Origin of the sequence: Streptomyces sp. NPDC049040, from assembly GCF_043197715.1 — a bacterium.
GTDB lineage: Bacteria > Actinomycetota > Actinomycetes > Streptomycetales > Streptomycetaceae > Actinacidiphila.
The window spans coordinates 16,257-33,615 of sequence record NZ_JBICTO010000008.1 but is presented as its reverse complement, the minus strand read 5'-3'; the positions used below and the strand labels follow the sequence as shown (position 1 = coordinate 33,615).

Annotated in this window: 14 protein-coding genes; 6 read left to right on the top strand and 8 right to left on the bottom strand. The window is 72.8% G+C overall.

Annotated elements, in window-relative coordinates; all coding sequences use genetic code 11:
- The first annotated feature begins 146 nt into the window (after positions 1-146).
- The gene (locus tag ACGFMP_RS21370) at positions 147-908 is read left to right on the top strand and encodes an SIS domain-containing protein (protein WP_393674349.1); all 762 of its coding nucleotides are present in this window, start codon (positions 147-149) and stop codon (positions 906-908) included.
- A gap of 247 nt (positions 909-1,155) precedes the next feature.
- On the opposite strand, the gene ACGFMP_RS21365 is transcribed toward ACGFMP_RS21370, so the two are convergent.
- Positions 1,156-2,589 (bottom strand): PAS domain-containing protein, encoded by a 1,434-nt coding sequence (locus ACGFMP_RS21365; RefSeq protein WP_393674348.1) that lies wholly within the window; start codon positions 2,587-2,589, stop codon positions 1,156-1,158.
- Between the two features lie 373 nt (positions 2,590-2,962).
- The gene (gene pdxH, locus ACGFMP_RS21360) at positions 2,963-3,598 is read right to left on the bottom strand and encodes a pyridoxamine 5'-phosphate oxidase (protein WP_393674623.1); all 636 of its coding nucleotides are present in this window, start codon (positions 3,596-3,598) and stop codon (positions 2,963-2,965) included.
- A gap of 246 nt (positions 3,599-3,844) precedes the next feature.
- Between pdxH and ACGFMP_RS21355 the strand changes: the two genes are divergently transcribed.
- A complete protein-coding gene (locus ACGFMP_RS21355; protein ID WP_393674347.1) occupies positions 3,845-4,945 on the top strand; it encodes a citrate synthase 2 in 1,101 nt (366 codons plus the stop codon).
- A gap of 397 nt (positions 4,946-5,342) precedes the next feature.
- Here the strand turns inward: ACGFMP_RS21355 and ACGFMP_RS21350 are convergent, their stop codons facing one another.
- Complete coding sequence (locus tag ACGFMP_RS21350) at positions 5,343-8,408, bottom strand: FAD-binding and (Fe-S)-binding domain-containing protein (protein WP_393674346.1); 3,066 nt, start codon at positions 8,406-8,408, stop codon at positions 5,343-5,345.
- Positions 8,409-8,580: 172 nt separating this feature from the next.
- On the opposite strand from ACGFMP_RS21350, the gene serC reads away from it, so the two are divergent.
- Positions 8,581-9,699: a phosphoserine transaminase gene (gene serC / locus ACGFMP_RS21345; RefSeq protein WP_393674344.1), complete on the top strand. Its 1,119-nt coding sequence runs from the start codon at positions 8,581-8,583 to the stop codon at positions 9,697-9,699.
- Between the two features lie 42 nt (positions 9,700-9,741).
- Here the strand turns inward: serC and ACGFMP_RS21340 are convergent, their stop codons facing one another.
- Entirely contained in the window at positions 9,742-10,788 is a 1,047-nt protein-coding gene (locus ACGFMP_RS21340; RefSeq protein WP_393674343.1) for a hypothetical protein, read from the bottom strand.
- 47 nt (positions 10,789-10,835) lie between these two features.
- Here ACGFMP_RS21340 and ACGFMP_RS21335 point away from each other — a divergent pair, with 47 nt between their 5' ends.
- Both ACGFMP_RS21335 and ACGFMP_RS21330 read left to right on the top strand, forming a co-directional pair.
- The gene (locus ACGFMP_RS21335) at positions 10,836-11,516 is read left to right on the top strand and encodes a GDSL-type esterase/lipase family protein (RefSeq protein WP_393674341.1); all 681 of its coding nucleotides are present in this window, start codon (positions 10,836-10,838) and stop codon (positions 11,514-11,516) included.
- A gap of 80 nt (positions 11,517-11,596) precedes the next feature.
- Positions 11,597-12,592 (top strand): aldo/keto reductase, encoded by a 996-nt coding sequence (locus ACGFMP_RS21330; RefSeq protein WP_393674339.1) that lies wholly within the window; start codon positions 11,597-11,599, stop codon positions 12,590-12,592.
- 269 nt (positions 12,593-12,861) lie between these two features.
- On the opposite strand, the gene thpR is transcribed toward ACGFMP_RS21330, so the two are convergent.
- Genes thpR through ACGFMP_RS21315 form a run of 3 tightly spaced genes read right to left on the bottom strand, consistent with a single transcriptional unit; the run spans position 12,862 to position 15,390 of the window.
- Entirely contained in the window at positions 12,862-13,476 is a 615-nt protein-coding gene (thpR, locus tag ACGFMP_RS21325) for an RNA 2',3'-cyclic phosphodiesterase (protein ID WP_393674338.1), read from the bottom strand.
- Positions 13,473-14,972 carry an MFS transporter gene (locus ACGFMP_RS21320; RefSeq protein WP_393674337.1) on the bottom strand — a complete coding sequence of 500 codons (1,500 nt, stop codon included), beginning with the start codon at positions 14,970-14,972 and terminating at the stop codon, positions 13,473-13,475. The genes thpR and ACGFMP_RS21320 overlap by 4 nt, the downstream gene beginning before the upstream one ends.
- Positions 14,973-15,012: 40 nt before the next feature.
- The gene (locus tag ACGFMP_RS21315; RefSeq protein ID WP_393674621.1) at positions 15,013-15,390 is read right to left on the bottom strand and encodes a MarR family winged helix-turn-helix transcriptional regulator; all 378 of its coding nucleotides are present in this window, start codon (positions 15,388-15,390) and stop codon (positions 15,013-15,015) included.
- Positions 15,391-15,658: 268 nt separating this feature from the next.
- Here ACGFMP_RS21315 and ACGFMP_RS21310 point away from each other — a divergent pair, with 268 nt between their 5' ends.
- Positions 15,659-15,895, top strand: a complete 237-nt coding sequence (locus ACGFMP_RS21310; RefSeq protein ID WP_393674336.1) for a ribbon-helix-helix protein, CopG family — start codon at positions 15,659-15,661, stop codon at positions 15,893-15,895.
- On the opposite strand, the gene ACGFMP_RS21305 is transcribed toward ACGFMP_RS21310, so the two are convergent.
- On the bottom strand, positions 15,865-17,319 hold the full coding sequence (locus ACGFMP_RS21305) for an NCS2 family permease (RefSeq protein ID WP_393674335.1): 1,455 nt from the start codon (positions 17,317-17,319) through the stop codon (positions 15,865-15,867). The two genes, ACGFMP_RS21310 and ACGFMP_RS21305, sit on opposite strands and share 31 nt — an antisense overlap.
- Positions 17,320-17,359: the final 40 nt, after the last annotated feature.

Here is a 17,359-nt window from a genome sequence, read left to right as displayed (position 1 = left end):
GGGCCCGACCACAAGCCCGCCCGTGAACCCCCATGTGGAACCGGACGTGAACCCGGCGATGGACCCGTGCGTGACGCAGCGCGAATACCGCCTCCCCCATGCCGGATTCTTGACACCGGCCGCGCCCTGGCCCCACGGTGATCCGCATGACTGAGCCCCCCGAGGACCTGGCCGACCGGTATTTCGACGCCGCGATCGGCTTGCTGCGCCGGGTGCGCGACGAGGAGGCGGCCGGCATCAAGGCGGCCGCGACCGCCGTCTCCGACGCCATCGCCTCCGGCGGGCGGGTCTTCGTCTTCGGCGCGGGCCACTCCTCGCTGCCGGCCCAGGACGTCGTCTACCGCGCGGGCGGACTCGCCCTGATCAACCTGCTGTCCGTGCCGGGTGTCGTCGGCGTGGACGTCATGCCGGCGACCCTGGGCAGCGCCCTCGAACGGGTGGACGGCCTCGCGGGCGTCGTCCTGGACACCAGCCCCGTCAAGCGCGACGACGTGCTGTTCGTGATCTCGCTGTCCGGCCGCAACGCCCTGCCGGTCGAGATGGCGCAGAACGCGCGTGCGCTCGGCCTGACCGTCATCGGAGTCACCTCGGTCGCCTACGCCGAGCAGACCAGCTCACGGCACGTGTCCGGCACCTTCCTGAAGGACCACTGCCACATCGTGCTCGACTCCAAGATCGCCGTCGGCGACGCCGAGCTGTCCGACGACGCCATCCCTGCGCCTTTCGGTCCGGCCTCCACCGTGGTCACCAGCGCCCTGATGCAGGCCGTCGTCGCCACCGCGGCCACCGACCTGGCGGAGCGCGGTATCACCCCGCCCATGCTGCGCTCGGGCAACGTGGACGGCGGCCACGACTGGAACGGCCGGATCTTCGAGCAGTACCGCGACCGGATCTTCTTCCGCCACTGAGCCGACGCTGAGCTGCACCGAGCCGCCACTGACCTGCCGCTGACCCGCCGCCGGTCCGGGGCTGGCCCGCCGCCGGTCCGGGGCTGGCCCGCCGCCGGTCCGGGGCTGGCCCGCCGCCGGTCCGGGGCTGGCCCGGCACGGGCCGGGAGCCGGCCCCGGAGCGGGCCTGCCGCCGACCCTCCACCGGCCCGGCATCAGGGCGGCCCCCGTCCCCACCCGCGCCGGCAGGCCGCCGTCCGCGGCCCGGTCAGCGCTCCCCGGCCAGACCTGCCAGGTCCAGCGCCATCGCGACCCGCGCGGCCACGTCCTCCGCGTAGGCCGCGTCGGGCCGGTCGAAGAGCCGGCGCCCCGAGCCGCGCAGGAAGGTCAGCGCCCCGACCGTACGGCCGCGGCTGCGCAGCACCGCGACCAGGCCGTGCACGGTGCCGGGCGGCCAGCGCCTGGCCGCGGCCCATTCGTCGACCCGCGCCTCCGCGGCACTTTCCGCCCCGGTCGGCGGCCCGAAACTGGTCCTCACGGTGCCGATCCGCTCCAGCGCCTGGAGCGCCGGGTGGGCGAGCGGGTAGCCCACCGGGATGCCGCTGTCGGCCGCGCCCGGCGTCAACTCGCACGGGCCGGGCTCACCCGTGGGGGTGGCCGCGATCCGTATCAGGCGTCCGGCGTCGTCGGCGAGGTCGAGCAGCGCGTGGTCGGCGAAGCCCGCCAGCGCGAAGTCCAGCTGCAGCGCCGCCGCTTCCAGCGCCGTGCCGCACTCGGCGGCGGCCCGGTCGGCGCGGTGGAGCTGCTGGTAGCGGAAGCGGACCTGCGCGCCGTCCGTTTCGGTCGCCTTCTGCCGGGTGATGTCGATGAACAGCCAGCCGACTCCGAGCGGCACCGGTTCCTCGCCCAGCGGTGAGCCGAGCCGGACGAATCCGCTGCGCCAGCAGCGGCGCCTGCTCTCCTGGTCCGCGCTCAGTGCCAGCCACAGGTCGGTGGTGGCCGGCGGGGCGCCTTCCGCGAGCACGTGCTGGAGCGCGTTCTCCAGCTCCTCCACGCCCTGGGTCAGCAGGTCGCCCAGCGGACGCCCCAGCACTTCCTCCCGGCCGGTCTGGAGCAGCCGGGAGGCCTTCGCGTTGACGACGGCCGGCCGCAGATCGGCGTCTATCAGCACCACGCCCCAGGAAGCGTCCGTGAACAGCGCCTCGCTGAGCGCGATGGAACGCTCCAGGTCGATCTGCACGTGCACCTCGGAAAAGGCGCAGTACACCCCGGCGGGCCTGCCGTCGGTGCCCTGCACCGCCGCTGACTGGGTACGCACCAGCACCCGGCGGCCGTCCTTCGTCAGCAGGGCGAATTCGTGCACCTGGCGGCCGGCGGAATCCATCGCCCCCAGCAGCCTTTCCTCCGCCTCGGCCGCGTCCGGGGAACGCGCGGCCCACCCGGCGAAGCCGCGCCGACCGACGGCGTCGTCCGCGGTCCAGCCGAGAATCCTGGTGGCCTCGGCATTCCAGTGGGTTATCACGCCGGTGCGGTCGAAAGCGCACAGGCCCGCCTCCATGCCGTCGAGCAGTGCCGCAAGCAGCTGCTCGTCGCCCTCGTGCCCCTCGGTGGCCGCCGGGGCCGTAAGCCCCGCAGAGCCGCCGGTGTCGTCATCGCCGCTGCCGTCGCCCAGCGGTTTCGGTTGCGCATCGAAAGGCTGCACGTCACCAGATTCAACCCCCGTGTGGGCTGCGTCACACACCTTTTACATAAATCGGTTGTGCGTCACGTCCGTGGCTTCCTACTCTTGCGGCACACACGAAGGGAGGTGGTCTGAAGCATGATTTGCAGTCGGACACGTGAGGTGACTGCGGGCTAGCTCCGCGCACTAGGCGTGCGCGATGCGCGCCAATCCCACGCAGTTACCCGACCCGCGGGCTCGTCGGACTTGTCCGGCCGGTGCCCGGAGCCGCAAGGCTCCGGGGGGCAGCCCGCGGGTCGTTCGCGTTCCCGGACCCCGGACGCGCGGCAATGTGCCGCGCCGCAGTCCGTGAAGCCCGGCTACGGCTACGGCTATCGCTGTGGCACCGGCACCGCTACGGTGCCAGCCGTTCGAGCGACCAGCCGCCGGCCCCGCGTACGTAGCGCAACCGGTCGTGCAGCCGGTTGTCCCGCCCCTGCCAGAATTCGACGGAGACCGCCTCGACCCGGAAACCGCCCCAGAAGGGCGGCACGGGCACCCGGGTGCCCTCGGGCCAGCGCGCGGCAAGTTCCGCGTAGCGCTCCTCCAGCACCTTGCGCGACCCGACGACGCTGGACTGCTCGCTCGACCACGCGCCGATCTGCGATCCGTACGGGCGGCTGTGGAAATAGGCGGCGGTCTCCTCCGGCGACACCTTGGTGACGTCTCCGCCGACGATGACCTGGCGGGCGATCGCGTGCCACGGGAACAGCAGCGAGGCCCGCGGGTTGGCGTCAAGCGCGCGGCCCTTGCGGGACTCATAATTGCTGAAAAAGACGAATCCGCGTGGGTCGTACCCCTTGAGCAGGACGGTACGCGAGCCGGGCAGACCCTCGGCGTCCGCGGTCGACAGCACCATGGCGTTGGGTTCGGCGATGGCGCCCGCCTCCGCGGCGGCAACGGCGTCGGCGAACCAGCGCGTGAACTGGGTGTACGGCTCGGCCGCCACGTCGTCCATGGTGATGCCCTGGGTGCGGTAGCGCTCGCGCATGGCGGCCGGGTCGGGCGCGTACGGCTGGTCGTCATGTGGTTCTGGCACCCGCACATCCTCGCAGTGCCGGGCGGGTGCGTGACGGCGCACTGGTCGCGGACGGTGTGCGCCATCTCACTCACCCTGTCATGTCCGCGTACCGCGAGAATGACTGGTCCGAATGGAGCAGGGTGCGCACTCCTGTGACGGGGCATGACCGGAGAGCCGTACCGCCACGAGCAACGACAGCATCAGAGGAGCCGCCTCATGTCCGACTTCGTACCCGGGCTCGAAGGAGTCGTCGCGTTCGAGACAGAGATCGCCGAACCCGACAGGGAGGGCGGCTCGCTGCGCTATCGCGGGGTCGACATCGAAGAGCTGGTCGGGCATGTGAGCTTCGGCAACGTGTGGGGCCTGCTGGTCGACGGGCGGTTCGACCCGGGACTGCCCCCCGCCGAGCCCTTCCCCATCCCCGTGCACTCCGGTGACATCCGGGTGGACGTGCAGTCCGCGCTGGCCATGCTCGCCCCGGTGTGGGGCCTGCGCCCGCTGCTGGACATCGACGTCGAGGAGGCCCGCGACGACCTCGCGCGTGCCGCGGTCATGGCGCTGTCGTACGTCGCCCAGTCCGCGCGCGGGCAGGGGCTGCCCATGGTGCCGCAGAAGGAGATCGACAAGGCGCAGTCCATTGCCGAGCGCTTCATGATCCGCTGGCGTGGGGAGCCGGACCCGCGCCATGTCGCCGCGGTGGACGCCTACTGGACGTCCGCGGCCGAGCACGGCATGAACGCCTCCACCTTCACCGCCCGCGTCATCGCCTCCACCGGCGCCGATGTGGCCGCCGCGCTTTCCGGCGCGGTCGGCGCCATGTCGGGGCCGCTGCACGGCGGAGCCCCGTCCCGCGTCCTCAGCATGATCGAGGAGATCGAGCGCACGGGCGACGCCGAGGCGTACGTGAAGGCCGCCCTCGACAGGGGCGAGCGCCTGATGGGCTTCGGGCACCGCGTCTACCGCGCCGAGGACCCGCGGGCCCGCGTCCTGCGCCGCACGGCCCGCGAGCTGGGCGCACCGCGCTTCGAGGTGGCGGAGGCGCTGGAGAAGGCGGCACTCGCCGAGCTGCACGCGCGGCGCCCCGACCGCGTCCTGGCCACGAACGTGGAGTTCTGGGCCGCGATCATGCTGGACTTCGCACAGGTGCCGGCACACATGTTCACCTCGATGTTCACCTGCGCCCGTACGGCCGGCTGGTCCGCGCACATCCTGGAGCAGAAGCGCACGGGCCGCCTGGTACGCCCCTCCGCCCGCTACATCGGCCCAGGCACCCGCAGCCTGCACGACATCGAGGGCGACCCGACGACCACGTCCTGACCCGCCCCCTCCCCTGCACGACCCGGCCCGGTCCCGGCGACCCCTCGCCGGCCCCGGGCCGCGGTGCGAGCCACCCGGTGCGACCTCGTCTCATACGCACGGGCCCCAGCACCGACCGGCCCCGCCCGCGCGGGCCACGCCGGGACGAGGGCCGGTGCGAGCCAGCCGGTGCGACCTCGTCACGTCCGTCACGGGCCCCAGCACCGACCGGCCCCGCCCGCGCGGGCCACGCGTCGTCCAGGGCGTCTTCGACGGCGCCTTGGCGCGACCGTCCCCGCCCGCGCGGGCCACGCCGGTGCGAGCGAGCCGGTGCGACCTCGTCTCGTATACCGCCGGCCCCCGATGCCGGACAGGCGTCATCCGCACGGGCCGCGCCCGGTGGCGCATCCGGCGCGGACTACCCGTTGGGGGCGGAGGCCACCGCATCGTCGTCCAGCGCGTCCGCGAGGACCTCCGCGAGATGCCGGGCGGGCGGCCCGTCGCCGAGATGGGCGATCTGCGTGCGGCAGGAGAAGCCGTCGGCCAGCACCGCCGCGTCGGGCCCGGCCGCGCGCAGTGCGGGCAGCAGCGCCTCCTGCGCGCAGGCCGCCGAGACCTCGTAGTGCCCGGCCTCGAAGCCGAAGTTGCCGGCGAGCCCGCAGCAGCCGCCGGTGAGCTCGCCGGTCAGGCCCGCGCGCTCGCGCAGCCGCCGGTCGGCGGCGTCGCCGAGCACCGCTTGCTGGTGGCAGTGGGTCTGGCCGACGGCCGTGCGGTCCAGCCGCGGCGGGTCCCAGCCGGGCGCGTATTCCTCCAGCGCCTCGGCGAAGGTCCTGACCGACGCGGCGAGTACGGCTGCCCGCGGGTCGCGGGGGCCGAGGAGTTCCGGGAGGTCGGTGCGCAGGGCCGCGGCGCAGCTCGGTTCGAGCACGACCAGCGGCAGGCCGGCGTCCAGGACCGGCGCGAGCCGGTCGAGGGTGCGCAGCATCACGGTCCTCGCGCGGTCGAGTTGGCCGGTGGACACCCAGGTCAGGCCGCAGCAGACCGCAGCGGGCGGGAGGGTGACGCGCAGTCCGGCCGCCCGCAGCACCCGCACCGCGGCCTTGCCGACCTCCGGCGAGAGGTGCTCGGTGAAGGTGTCGGGCCACAGAACGACCGTGCGGCCACCGACCTCTGAGGCGCCGTCGACTGCCGCGACGCCAGGTGAGGAAGCACCCGGTGACGCAACACCCGACGACCCGGCGCCCCTCGATCCGGCGCCCGACGACCCGGCGCCCGACGACCCGGCGCCCGACGACCCGGCGCCCCTCGATCCGGCACCCGACGACCCGGCGTCGCTCGATGCACCGACCGACACCCGGCTTCCCCCATTCGTGTCATCGGTGTCCCACCATCGAGTGAATGTCTCGGCTGCCAGTTCGGGCAATTCGCGCTGGTTGGCGATTCCGGCGATACGTTTCACCACCCAGGCGGTTGACCGGACTCGGCCAAGGAAATTGAGCGGCCGGGCGACCCGTTGGGCGATTTTCAGCCACACCGGGAGCCAGCCCATCGAGTAGTGCGCGCGCGGCCGCAGCCGCCTGCGGTAATGGTGGTGGAGGAATTCCGCCTTGTACGTCGCCATGTCCACCTCCACCGGGCAGTCCGACCGGCAGCCCTTGCAGGACAGGCACAGATCCAAGGCCTCCTTGACCTCCGGCGACCTCCAGCCGTCGGTGACGACCTCGCCTGCGAGCATCTCGTGCAGCAGTCTGGCCCGGCCCCGGGTGGAGTGCCGCTCTTCCCCGGTGACCCGGAAAGACGGGCACATGACAGCCGACCCACCGTCACCGACGGCCGCCGAGGTACGACATTTGGCCACTCCCACGCAGCGGCGGACGGCGGCAACGAAATCGCCGCCGTCACCCGGATAAGTGAATTCCACGTCGACCGGTCCGGAGCCGGCGGACGGCAGCGCGGCGAAGCGCAGGTTGCTATCAATGGAGTCGGGACGAACAAGCGTTCCCGGGTTCATCCGGCCGTCGGGATCCCAGAGGTCCTTGAAATCTGAAAAGAGTGCGATCACATCCGGGCCGTACATCTTCGGCAGCAGCTCGGCGCGCGCCCGGCCGTCGCCGTGCTCGCCGGAGAGCGAGCCGCCGTGCGACACCACCAGGTCCGCGGCGGCCTCGGAGAAGCGGCGGAAGCGTGCGACGCCGGCCGGGTCGACGAGGTCGAAGTCGATCCGGACATGCACGCAGCCGTCGCCGAAGTGGCCGTAGGGCGCGCCGCGCAGCCCGTGCCCGGCCAGCAGGGCCCGGAAATCCCGCAGGTAGGCGCCCAGTCGGGCGGGAGGGACCGCGCAGTCCTCCCAGCCCGGCCATGCCTCGGTGCCGTCGGGCATGCGGGTGGCGGTGCCGGCGGCGTCCTCCCGGATCCGCCACAGGGCACGCTGCCCCGCGGGGTCGGCGACGACGGCGTGACCGGTCACGCCGTCGGCCGTCCGGCAGATCTCCCGCGCCCGGGCCAGGGCCTCGGCGGGACCGTCGCCACCGGTCTCCACGAACAGCCAGGCCCCTCCGCGCGGCAGCCCGGCCGCCGCGGCCTCCCCCACCAGGTCGGCGGCCATCCCCTCCACCGTCAACGGCCGCCAGGGCAGCAGCAGGTGCGCGGCCTGCGCAGCCGCGCTCTCGTCGGCGTAGCCGAGGACCGCAAGCGCCCGCGCGGCCGGGGCCGGCACCAGTGCGACGGTCGCCTCGGTGAGCAGGCCGAGTGTCCCCTCGCTGCCGGTGAAGGCCCGCGCCACGTCCCTGCCGTGCTCGGGCAGCAGCCGGTCGAGGGCGTATCCGGAGATGCGGCGGGGCAGTTGCGGGAAGCCGGTGCGCAGCAGCGCCAGGTTGCCGTCCACCAGCCGGGCGAGCCCGTCCCGCAGCCGGTCGGGCATCGCAGGGGACGCGCCGGCGGGGCCGCCGAGCCTGACGGCCTCGCCCCGGTAGGTGAGCACGTCGAGTGCGCGTACGTTGTCGGCGGTGGTGCCCCAGGCCACCGAATGGGAGCCGCACGCGTTGTTGCCGATCATGCCGCCGAGGGTGCAGCGGCTGTGGGTGGAGGGGTCAGGTCCGAAGGTCAGGCCGTGCGGGGCGGCGGCCCGCCGCAGTTCGTCGAGTACGAGACCGGGCTGCACCCGGGCGGTCCGCGCTCCCGGGTCGATGTCCAGCAGGCGGTTCATGTGCCGGGTGAAGTCCATGACGACGCCGGTGCCGAGGGCCTGTCCGGCGATGGAGGTCCCGCCGCCCCGCGCGGTCACCGGCACACCGTTCTCGCGGCACACCTCCAATGCCGCCGCCACGTCCTCGGCGTCCAGCGGCGCCACCACCGCCCGCGGCACCGTGCGGTAGTTGGACGCGTCCATCGTCATCACCGCCCGCGCCCCCGCGTCCCACTCCACCTGGCCCCGCACGACCCCGCGCAGTGCCCGCTCCAGCTCGCCGACCCGACCACCCGTCATGCCCTCCACCTTGCCCGACCTCCCGCGTCGCGACAGGTCGAGGCGCCGCGTGCCGGAGGCGGCGCCGCGGTCGGCAACGCGGCCTCCAGCGCCCGGACCAGCACCGCGGACCGGCCGTCTCACCGGATGGAACGCCCGCGGAAACCGCCCCGTAACGGGCTACGCTGCGCTCGTGGCCGATATCCAGATTCCCGCTGACATCAAGCCCGCCGACGGTCGATTCGGGTCGGGCCCCTCCAAGGTGCGGACGCAGGCGCTCGACGCGCTGGCCGCCACCGGGACCTCCCTGCTCGGCACCTCCCACCGGCAGGCGCCGGTGAAGAACCTGGTGGGGCAGGTGCGCGACGGCGTCAAGCAGCTGTTCTCCCTTCCCGACGGCTACGAGGTGGTGCTCGGGAACGGCGGATCCACCGCGTTCTGGGACATCGCCACCCACGGCCTGATCGGCACCAAGTCCCAGCACCTGTCCTTCGGCGAGTTCTCGTCGAAGTTCGCGAAGGCGGCCCAGCTCGCCCCGTGGCTGGAAGAGCCGACGATCGTCAAGTCCGAGCCCGGCACCCACCCCGAGCCGGTCGCGGAAGCGGGCGTGGACGTCTACGGCCTGACGCACAACGAGACCTCGACGGGCGTCGCCGCACCGATCCGCCGGGTCGCGGGCGCGGACGCCGGCGCGCTGGTCCTGGTGGACGCCACCTCGGGTGCGGGCGGCCTGCCCGTCGACATCGCGGAGACGGACGTCTACTACTTCGCGCCGCAGAAGTCCTTCGCGGCCGACGGCGGCCTGTGGGTCGCCGTGTTCTCCCCGGCCGCCCTGGAGCGCGCCGCCACGATCGCCGCGTCCGGACGGCACATCCCGGCGTTCTTCGACCTGCCGACCGCGATCGACAACTCGCAGAAGAACCAGACGTACAACACGCCCGCGCTGTCCACCCTCTTCCTGCTCAAGGAGCAGCTGGAGTGGATCAACGGGCAGGGCGGCCTGAGCTGGGCCACCGAGCGCACCGCGGACTCGTCGTCGCGGCTGTACGGCTGGGCGGAGAAGGCGTCCTACGCGACGCCGTTCGTGACGGACCCGGCGCAGCGTTCGCAGGTCGTCGGCACCATCGACTTCGAGGACGGGATCGACGCCGCGGCCGTGGCGAAGGTGCTGCGGGCCAACGGCATCGTGGACACCGAGCCCTACCGCAAGCTGGGCCGCAACCAGCTGCGGGTGGCGATGTTCCCGGCCGTCGAACCGGCTGACGTCGAGGCACTGACCGCCTGCATCGACTACGTCATCGGTCAGCTCTGACCGGCTGACGCCATCGCGGTACCTCGCGTCCCGCCGCCGGGCTCAGGCCCGGCGGCGGCGCAGCGCCCGGCGCAGGCCGAGCCCCAGCGCGCCGACGGCGACCAGCACCCCGAGGCCCAGTGCCTTGTCACCGCTGCCTCCTGACGACTTCGGCGAGTCCTCGGCGGCCGCGTCCGTCCCGCCCTGGTCCGTGGCACGGTCGCCGGCGCCCCCGCCACCCTTCGTGGCGCCGGGTGAGCCCGTGGGGACGCTGTCGGGCAGTTCCGCCGCGGACAGCGGTGCGCGCCACACCTCGCTGTTCTTGCCCTCGCTGCCGTACATCAGTGCCTTGCCGTCCGTCGTGAAGGTCACTCCCTCGCCTTGCGGCTGCATGGGCACCTCGAGGTCGGTGAGCTTTTGCGGGGCGCCGTCGACCCAGCGGTATTCGGCGGCCCAGAAGTAGCCGCGCAGCACCAGCCGGCTGCCGTCGGGCGAGAAGGCCCCGTCGGTCACCCAGGGCACGTCGGCGATCCGGCGGAAGACGTTGGTGCCGTGGGCGCTGAGTCGGGCAGGGCCGCGGTAGAGGCCGCCGCCGTCCTCGTTCTTGCTGGCGATGTAGACCCGGCCGGTCTTCGGCTGCACCATCAGCGCCTCGGCGTTGCGGGGCCCGGCGTCGTAGCGGACGGTGTAACGGGTGACGTCGACGGTCTGGTCGCGCAGCTTCGCGGGCTCGTGGAAGCGGTAGATCCACACCTCGGACCAGGCGCCGCCGAGGTTGTCGCCGATGTCGCCGACGTAGAGGTCGCCGTCGGGGCCCATCGAGATCGCTTCCACGTCCCGGGGGTGGACGCCGCGCATCGTCACCCTGGCCACGGTCTTGCCGGTGGCGGAGTCGACGGCGTAGACGTAGGGGCCGTCGCTGCTGTCGTTGTGCGTCCAGTACACCCCGGGGTGCAGGCGGCTGGCGGCCAGGCCGCTCGCCTCCGTGATGCGGGGGTCGGTGATCGTGAAGGCGGTGGACGGCCCGGCGTCCGCGGCGGCGGGTGCCGCGCAGGCCCAGGCGAGGGCGAGGGCGGCACAGGCGGCGGCCGTCGGTATGTACGCGCGCATGGACCCCAGTGTCCCTGGTCGGCGGGCGGTCGGGGATGATGCCCGGCATGCGTTACCTCTTCGTCGGCGACTCCATGACCGTTGGCGCCGCCGGCGACTACACCTGGCGCTACCGGATGTGGCGGCACCTGAGCGCGGTGGGCGATCGCTTCTCCGTGGTCGGGCCGCGCGACGGCCTGTACGACAGGGCGGCGGACGCCGCGGTCTCGCCCGACTACGCCGACCCGTCGTTCCCGCAGCACGCCAGGCGCCATCTGGCCGGCTGGGGCGAGGGCTGGCTGCACCTGGCGCCGGTGATCGGCGATGTGGTCCGCGAGCACCGGCCGGACGTGCTGCTGGTGTCGCTGGGCCTGATCGACCTCGGCTTCTACACCGACGCGGGGCAGACCGCGCAGAACGTGGAGCGCTTCATCGCCGGGGCCCGTGAGGCGGCGCCGCGGCTGCGCATGGTGCTGCTGCCGGTGATCCCGAACACCCGCGCCGACCTGGACCCGGGCTTCGCCGACCAGTGCGCGGAGCTGAACACCCTGATGGCCAAGGCGGTCGCGGACCACGACACGCCCGCGTCGCCCCTGCTGCTCGCCTCGCGCCCCGAGGGCTACGACATCCTGCTCGACACGTATGACGGGACCCATCCCAACGCGGCCGGGGAGCACAAGCTGGCCGCTGCGTTCGCCGATGCCATGTACCAGGCCTGGGGCGTCGGGGAGCCGTACGCGGAGCAGTGAGCCGGGCGCCGGGGGGTTTCGCCGTCCACCGCGGCGAGGGCCTCTTGATTCGAGCGCACTCCAAGAGCTTGGCTGAGGCCATGGAGTACACACAGCTCGGACGTACGGGTCTCAAGGTCAGCCGTCTGGTGCTCGGCACCATGAACTTCGGCCCGCAGACCGACGAGGCGGACAGCCACGCGATCATGGACGCGGCGCTCGCCGCCGGCGTCAACTTCTTCGACACGGCCAACGTCTACGGCTGGGGCGAGAACAAGGGCCGGACCGAGGAGATCGTCGGCAGCTGGTTCGCGAAGGGCGACGGCCGCCGCGACAAGACCGTGCTGGCCACCAAGGTCTACGGCAACATGGCCGCTGACGGCGAGGCATGGCCCAACCACGACAAGCTCTCGGCGCTGAACATACGCCGTGCGGTGGACGCGAGCCTCAAGCGGCTCGGCACCGACTACATCGACATCTACCAGTTCCACCACGTCGACCGGGACACCCCCTGGGACGAGATCTGGCAGGCCATCGACGTCCTGGTCGCCCAGGGCAAGATCCTCTACGCCGGGTCGAGCAACTTCGCCGGCTGGCACATCGCGCAGGCCAACGAGGCCGCCAGGCGCCGCGGTTCGCTCGGGCTGACCTCCGAGCAGTGCCTCTACAACCTGGCGGAGCGGCGTGCGGAGATGGAGGTGATCCCGGCGGCGCAGGCGTACGGCCTCGGCGTGATCCCCTGGTCGCCGCTGAACGGCGGTCTGCTGGGCGGGGTGCTGCGCAAGCAGCGCGACGGCGGAGCGTCCCGCTCGACCGGCGGCCGGGCGGCGGAGGCGCTGGCCGATCCGGCGCAGCGCGCCCAGATCCAGGCCTACGAGGACCTGTGCGACAAGCACGGGCTGGAGCCGGGCGACGTGGGCCTCGCCTGGTTGCTCACCCGCCCCGGGGTGACCGGGCCGATCGTCGGCCCGCGCACGGCGGAGCAGCTGGAGTCGGCTCTGCGGGCGGTGGAACTCGAGCTGTCGGAGGAGGTCCTGGCGGGCCTCGACGAGATCTTCCCCGGCACGGGCCCGTCCCCCGAGGCCTTCGCCTGGTAGGGGCCCGCGACCGGCCGGACCTCCTGAGGCGTGGCCCCCCCCGGGCCCCCCCCCCCCCGGGGGCCGCCCCCCCCCCCCCCCCCCAGCGCCCCCCCCCGCGCCCCCCCCCCGCCGGGGGCGGGGGGGGGGGCCCCCCGCCCGCCCCCCCCCCGGGGGGCGCGCCCCCCCCCCGCCCCCCCCCCGCCGCCCCCCACGGCCACCACCACGAGCATCAGGACGAAGGCGGCGGTCATCACACGGGTACGGGTCTTGGGGTCCACCCCCCGAGGTTAACCGGCGGCGCGCGGTGCTCCGCGATCGGGCGGCGGCGCCGCGGACCCGCCCAGCGGCCAGGTGCCGACCGTGGTGTAGACGGGCTGCTCGCCGGGGACCCCCGAGTGCGGCAGCGTGCTGGCGACCAGGCTGAGGGTGTCGGCGGTCCACCATGTGCCGCGGAAGTCGGTGAGCGCGGCGGCGAAGGGGCGCAGGTCGGCGGGCGCGTTCTTCGAGGTGCGGGCCAGCGTCAGGTGGGGCCGGAAGCCGTGCTGCTCGTCACAGGGGGCGCCCGCCCGGCGGGCCGCGGCCCGCACGGTGTCGGCGAGGGCCGCCAGCGGCCGCAGGTCGCCCTCCGCGCCGGTCCACAGCGCCCGGTCGCCGAAGCGCCCGCCGCCGGCCGTACGCAGCGCACAGGGCCCGTGGCGGTGGGCGGCACGGGCGAGCCGCTCGTCGAGGTCCTGGCGTACCGCGTCGGGCACCTCGCCGAGGAAGGCGAGGGTGTAGTGCCATCCGGCGGGCGGTGTCCAGCGCAGGGTGCGGGCGCCGGGCAGCGCGTGCAGCGGGTCGAGCGCCGCGGCCAGCGAGCTGACCGCGGCGGGCGGCGGGAGCACCGCCACGAACAGCCTCATACGGCCGGGGTCAGCTGCGGGGTGGTCCCGCCGCTGCCGGAGCCGGCGCCGGGGCCGCTGCCGCCGTCCCGGGGCCCGTTGTCGTCGTCGTCCGACGCGCCGGTGTGCGCGCCGGTGTCCGCGCCGGTGTGCGTGTCGGCGGCCGCGGTGCCGGCGTCGGCGTCACCGGCCGGGGCCGGGTTGCGGGGGACGAAGGTGACCAGCGGCCTGCCCTTGCCCGGCCTGCGGTCGAACCGGGGCCGCAGTCCTGCCGCCCTGGCCAGCACGAGGCCGACCGAGACGGCGGCCGCGGCGCAGATCAGGCCGCCGGACAGGAAGCCGACCCGGGCGCCGTAGGTGTCGGTGACCCAGCCCATGACGGGTCCGCCGACGGGGGTGCCGCCGACGAAGACCATCATGTAGAGGCTCATCACCCGGCCGCGCATGACGGGCTCGGTGGCGAGCTGGACGGTGGCGTTCGCGGTGGTGTTGAAGGTCAGCCCGAAGATGCCGATCGGCACCAGCAGGGCGGCGAACAGCCAGAAGACGGGCGCCAGGGCCGCCGCGCCCTCCAGCAGGCCGAAGACCGCTGCGGCGGCCACCAGCATGCGCAGCCGGGTGCGGGTGCGCCGGGCGGCGAGCAGCGCGCCGAGCAGGGAGCCGGCGGCCATCAGGGAGTTGAGCAGGCCGTAGGTGCCGGCGCCGCTGTCGAAGACCTTGTTGGCGAAGGCGGACAGCCAGATCGGGAAGTTGAAGCCGAAGGTGCCGATGAAGCCGACCATCACGATCGGCCAGATCAGTTCCGGCTTGCCCGCGACGTAGTGGAGGCCCTCGCGGAGCTGGCCCTTGCCGCGCGGGGCCCGCTCGATCTTGTGCAGCTCCGCGGTGCGCATCAGCAGCAGGCCGGTCAGCGGGGCGAGGAAGGACAGGCCGTTGATCAGGAAGGCCCATCCGCTGCCCACGGCGGTGATCAGCACACCGGCGACTGCGGGGCCGACCAGCCGGGCGGCCTGGAAGTTGGCGGCGTTCAGCGAGACGGCGTTGCGCATCACCGAGGGGCCGACCATCTCGACCACGAAGGTCTGCCTGGTGGGGTTGTCCACGACGGTGACCACGCCGAGCAGGAAGGCGATGGTGTAGACGTGCCAGACCTGGACGACACCTCCGAGGGTGAGTCCGGCCAGCAGGAGTCCCAGCGCGCCGAGGGCGGCCTGGGTGCAGAGCAGGATCTGCCGCTTGGGGTAGCGGTCGGCGATCACGCCGCCCCAGAGGCCGAAGAGCAGCATCGGCAGGAACTGGAGTGCGGTGGTGATGCCCACCGCGAAGGAGGAGCCGGTGATGCTGAGCACCAGCCAGTCCTGGGCGATCCGCGACATCCAGGTGCCGGTGTTGGACACCACGGCGCCGGTCGCGAAGAGCCGGTAGTTGCGGATCTTGAGGGAGCTGAATGTCCCTGTCTTCGTGTTCGCGGGACGGTCAGGTTCGGTTGCGGTGTCTGGTCCGGCTGCCGAACTCAATCGGTACTCGCCTCCCCCTCGTCGGGTCCTTCGGGTCGGGTCACAGGTGAGCGAGCTTTTCGAGGACGGGGGCCGCCTCGCGCATCACTGCCAGTTCCTCCTCCGTGAGGCCCTCGGCGAGCTTCGACAGCCAGGCGTTCCGCTTGGTGCGGCTCTCGGCGAGCATCGCGGCGGCCTGTTCCGTGCTGCTCACCACGACCTGGCGGCGGTCGTCGGGGTGCGGTTCCCTGCGGACCAGCCCCTTGGCCTCCAGCATCGCCACGATGCGGGTCATCGACGGGGGCTGCACATGCTCCTTGCGGGCCAGCTCCCCCGGTGTGGCGGAGCCGCAGCGGGCAAGCGTGCCCAGCACCGACATCTCGGTGGGGCTGAGCGTCTCGTCGACGCGCTGGTGGCGCAGCCGGCGGGAGAGCCGCATCACGGCGCCCCGCAGCTCGTTGACTGCGGCGCGGTCGTCCTCGGACAGTTCGGTCACGTTGTTTAGCCTAGCTCATTAGTTAACCTAAGTACACTCTGCACGCAACACTCCGGCCTCCACCGCACCAGTGGACCCGCCCGACCGGTACGCGCCCACCCGCCCGGCCGGTACGCGCGTTCAACCACCACGGGCCCACATCTCACCCGAACGGGTGAGATGGCATGCGAAAGCGACACGCATCGCCGCTCCCGCCCGCGACCGTGGGCACATGGCATCGAGAGTGCTCAGCCTGCGCGTGGACGCAGACCTGTGGGACAGGATTCGCGAACGTGCCGCCAAACGCGGGATGACCGCCCAGGACTACGTCGTCACGGCACTGGTCCGTGACGACTTCGACGAGCGTTTCAAGGCGGCGGTCGAGGAGACCGAGCGCTTCTACGGCCCCCGGCAGGACCGGACCGCCCCGGTCCCGCCCTACAGCAGTCCGAGCGCCGGCATCAGGTAGTAGAAGGCGAAGACGGCGCCGACCGCGTACAGCGCGACCGGGACCTCCTTGCCGCGCCCTGCCACCAGCCGCAGCACGCAGAAGCTGATGAAGCCGATGCCGATGCCGTTGGTGATCGAGTACGTGAACGGCATCATCACCATCGTCAGGAAGGCCGGGATGGCGATGGTGAAGTCGCTCCAGTCGATCTCCCGGATCGACCCGGCCAGGATCAGGAAGCCGACCGCGACCAGCGCGGGGGTGGCGGCCTGCGCCGGGACCATGGTGGCCAGCGGCGTGAGGAAGAGCGCGAAGACGAACATCAGCCCGGTGACGACGCTGGCGAGCCCGGTCCGCGCGCCCTCGCCGACACCGGCGGTGGACTCCACGAAGCAGGTGTTCGCGGACGACGAGGTCGCGCCGCCGACCGCGGTGGCGACACCGTCGATCATCAGCACCTTGTTGATGCCCGGCAGGTCGCCCTTGGCATCGAGCAGTCCGGCCTCGTCGCTGACGCCGAGGATCGTGCCCATCGCGTCGAAGAAGCACGACAGCAGCACGGTGAAGACGAACAGCACACCGGTCAGGACTCCGACCTCGTGGAAGCCGCCGAAGAGGCTGACCTTGCCGATCAGGCCGAAGTCGGGGGTGGCGACCGGGTTGCCCGGCCACGTGGGTACCGTCAGGCCCCACTTGGCGGCGGGGATGTCGGCGACCGCGTTCACGATCAGCGCCAGCACGGTCATGCTGACGATGGAGATCAGGATGGCGCCCGCGACCTTGCGGATGATCAGGCCCAGGGTGAGCAGCGTGCCGAGGATGAAGATCAGCACGGGCCAGCCGTTGAGGTGGCCGTCGGCGCCGAGCTGGACCGGCACGGTGGTGTGCGCGGCGTCCGGGATTCGGGTGACGAAGCCCGAGTCGACCAGGCCGATCAGCAGGATGAACAGGCCGATGCCGATGGCGATGCCCTTGCGCAGGCCGAGCGGCACCGCGGTCATCACCCGCTCCCGCAGCCCGGTGGCCACCATGAGCATGATCGCGATGCCGGCGAGCACCACCATGCCCATCGCGTCCGGCCAGCTCATCCGGGGGGCGAGCTGGAGCGCCACCACGGTGTTGACGCCGAGCCCGGCGGCGAGCGCGACGGGCACATTGCCGATGACGCCCATGAGCAGCGTGGTGAAGGCCGCGGTGATCACGGTGGCGGTGACCAGCTGGCCACCATTCAGGTGGTGGCCGAATTTGTCGACCGCCGAGCCCAGGATGATCGGGTTCAGCACGATGATGTACGCCATCGCGAAGAAGGTGGCCAGGCCGCCGCGGATCTCCCGCGGGATCGTGGAGCCGCGTTCCGAGATGCGGAAATAGCGGTCCAGCAGGTTGGCGGGCGGGCGGCCTGACGACCGCCCCATGTCGACCGGAGCGGGGGCCGAGGTGGGCATGTGATTCCTCAAGGGGGAGCGCGATTTCGCCCACTCTTGG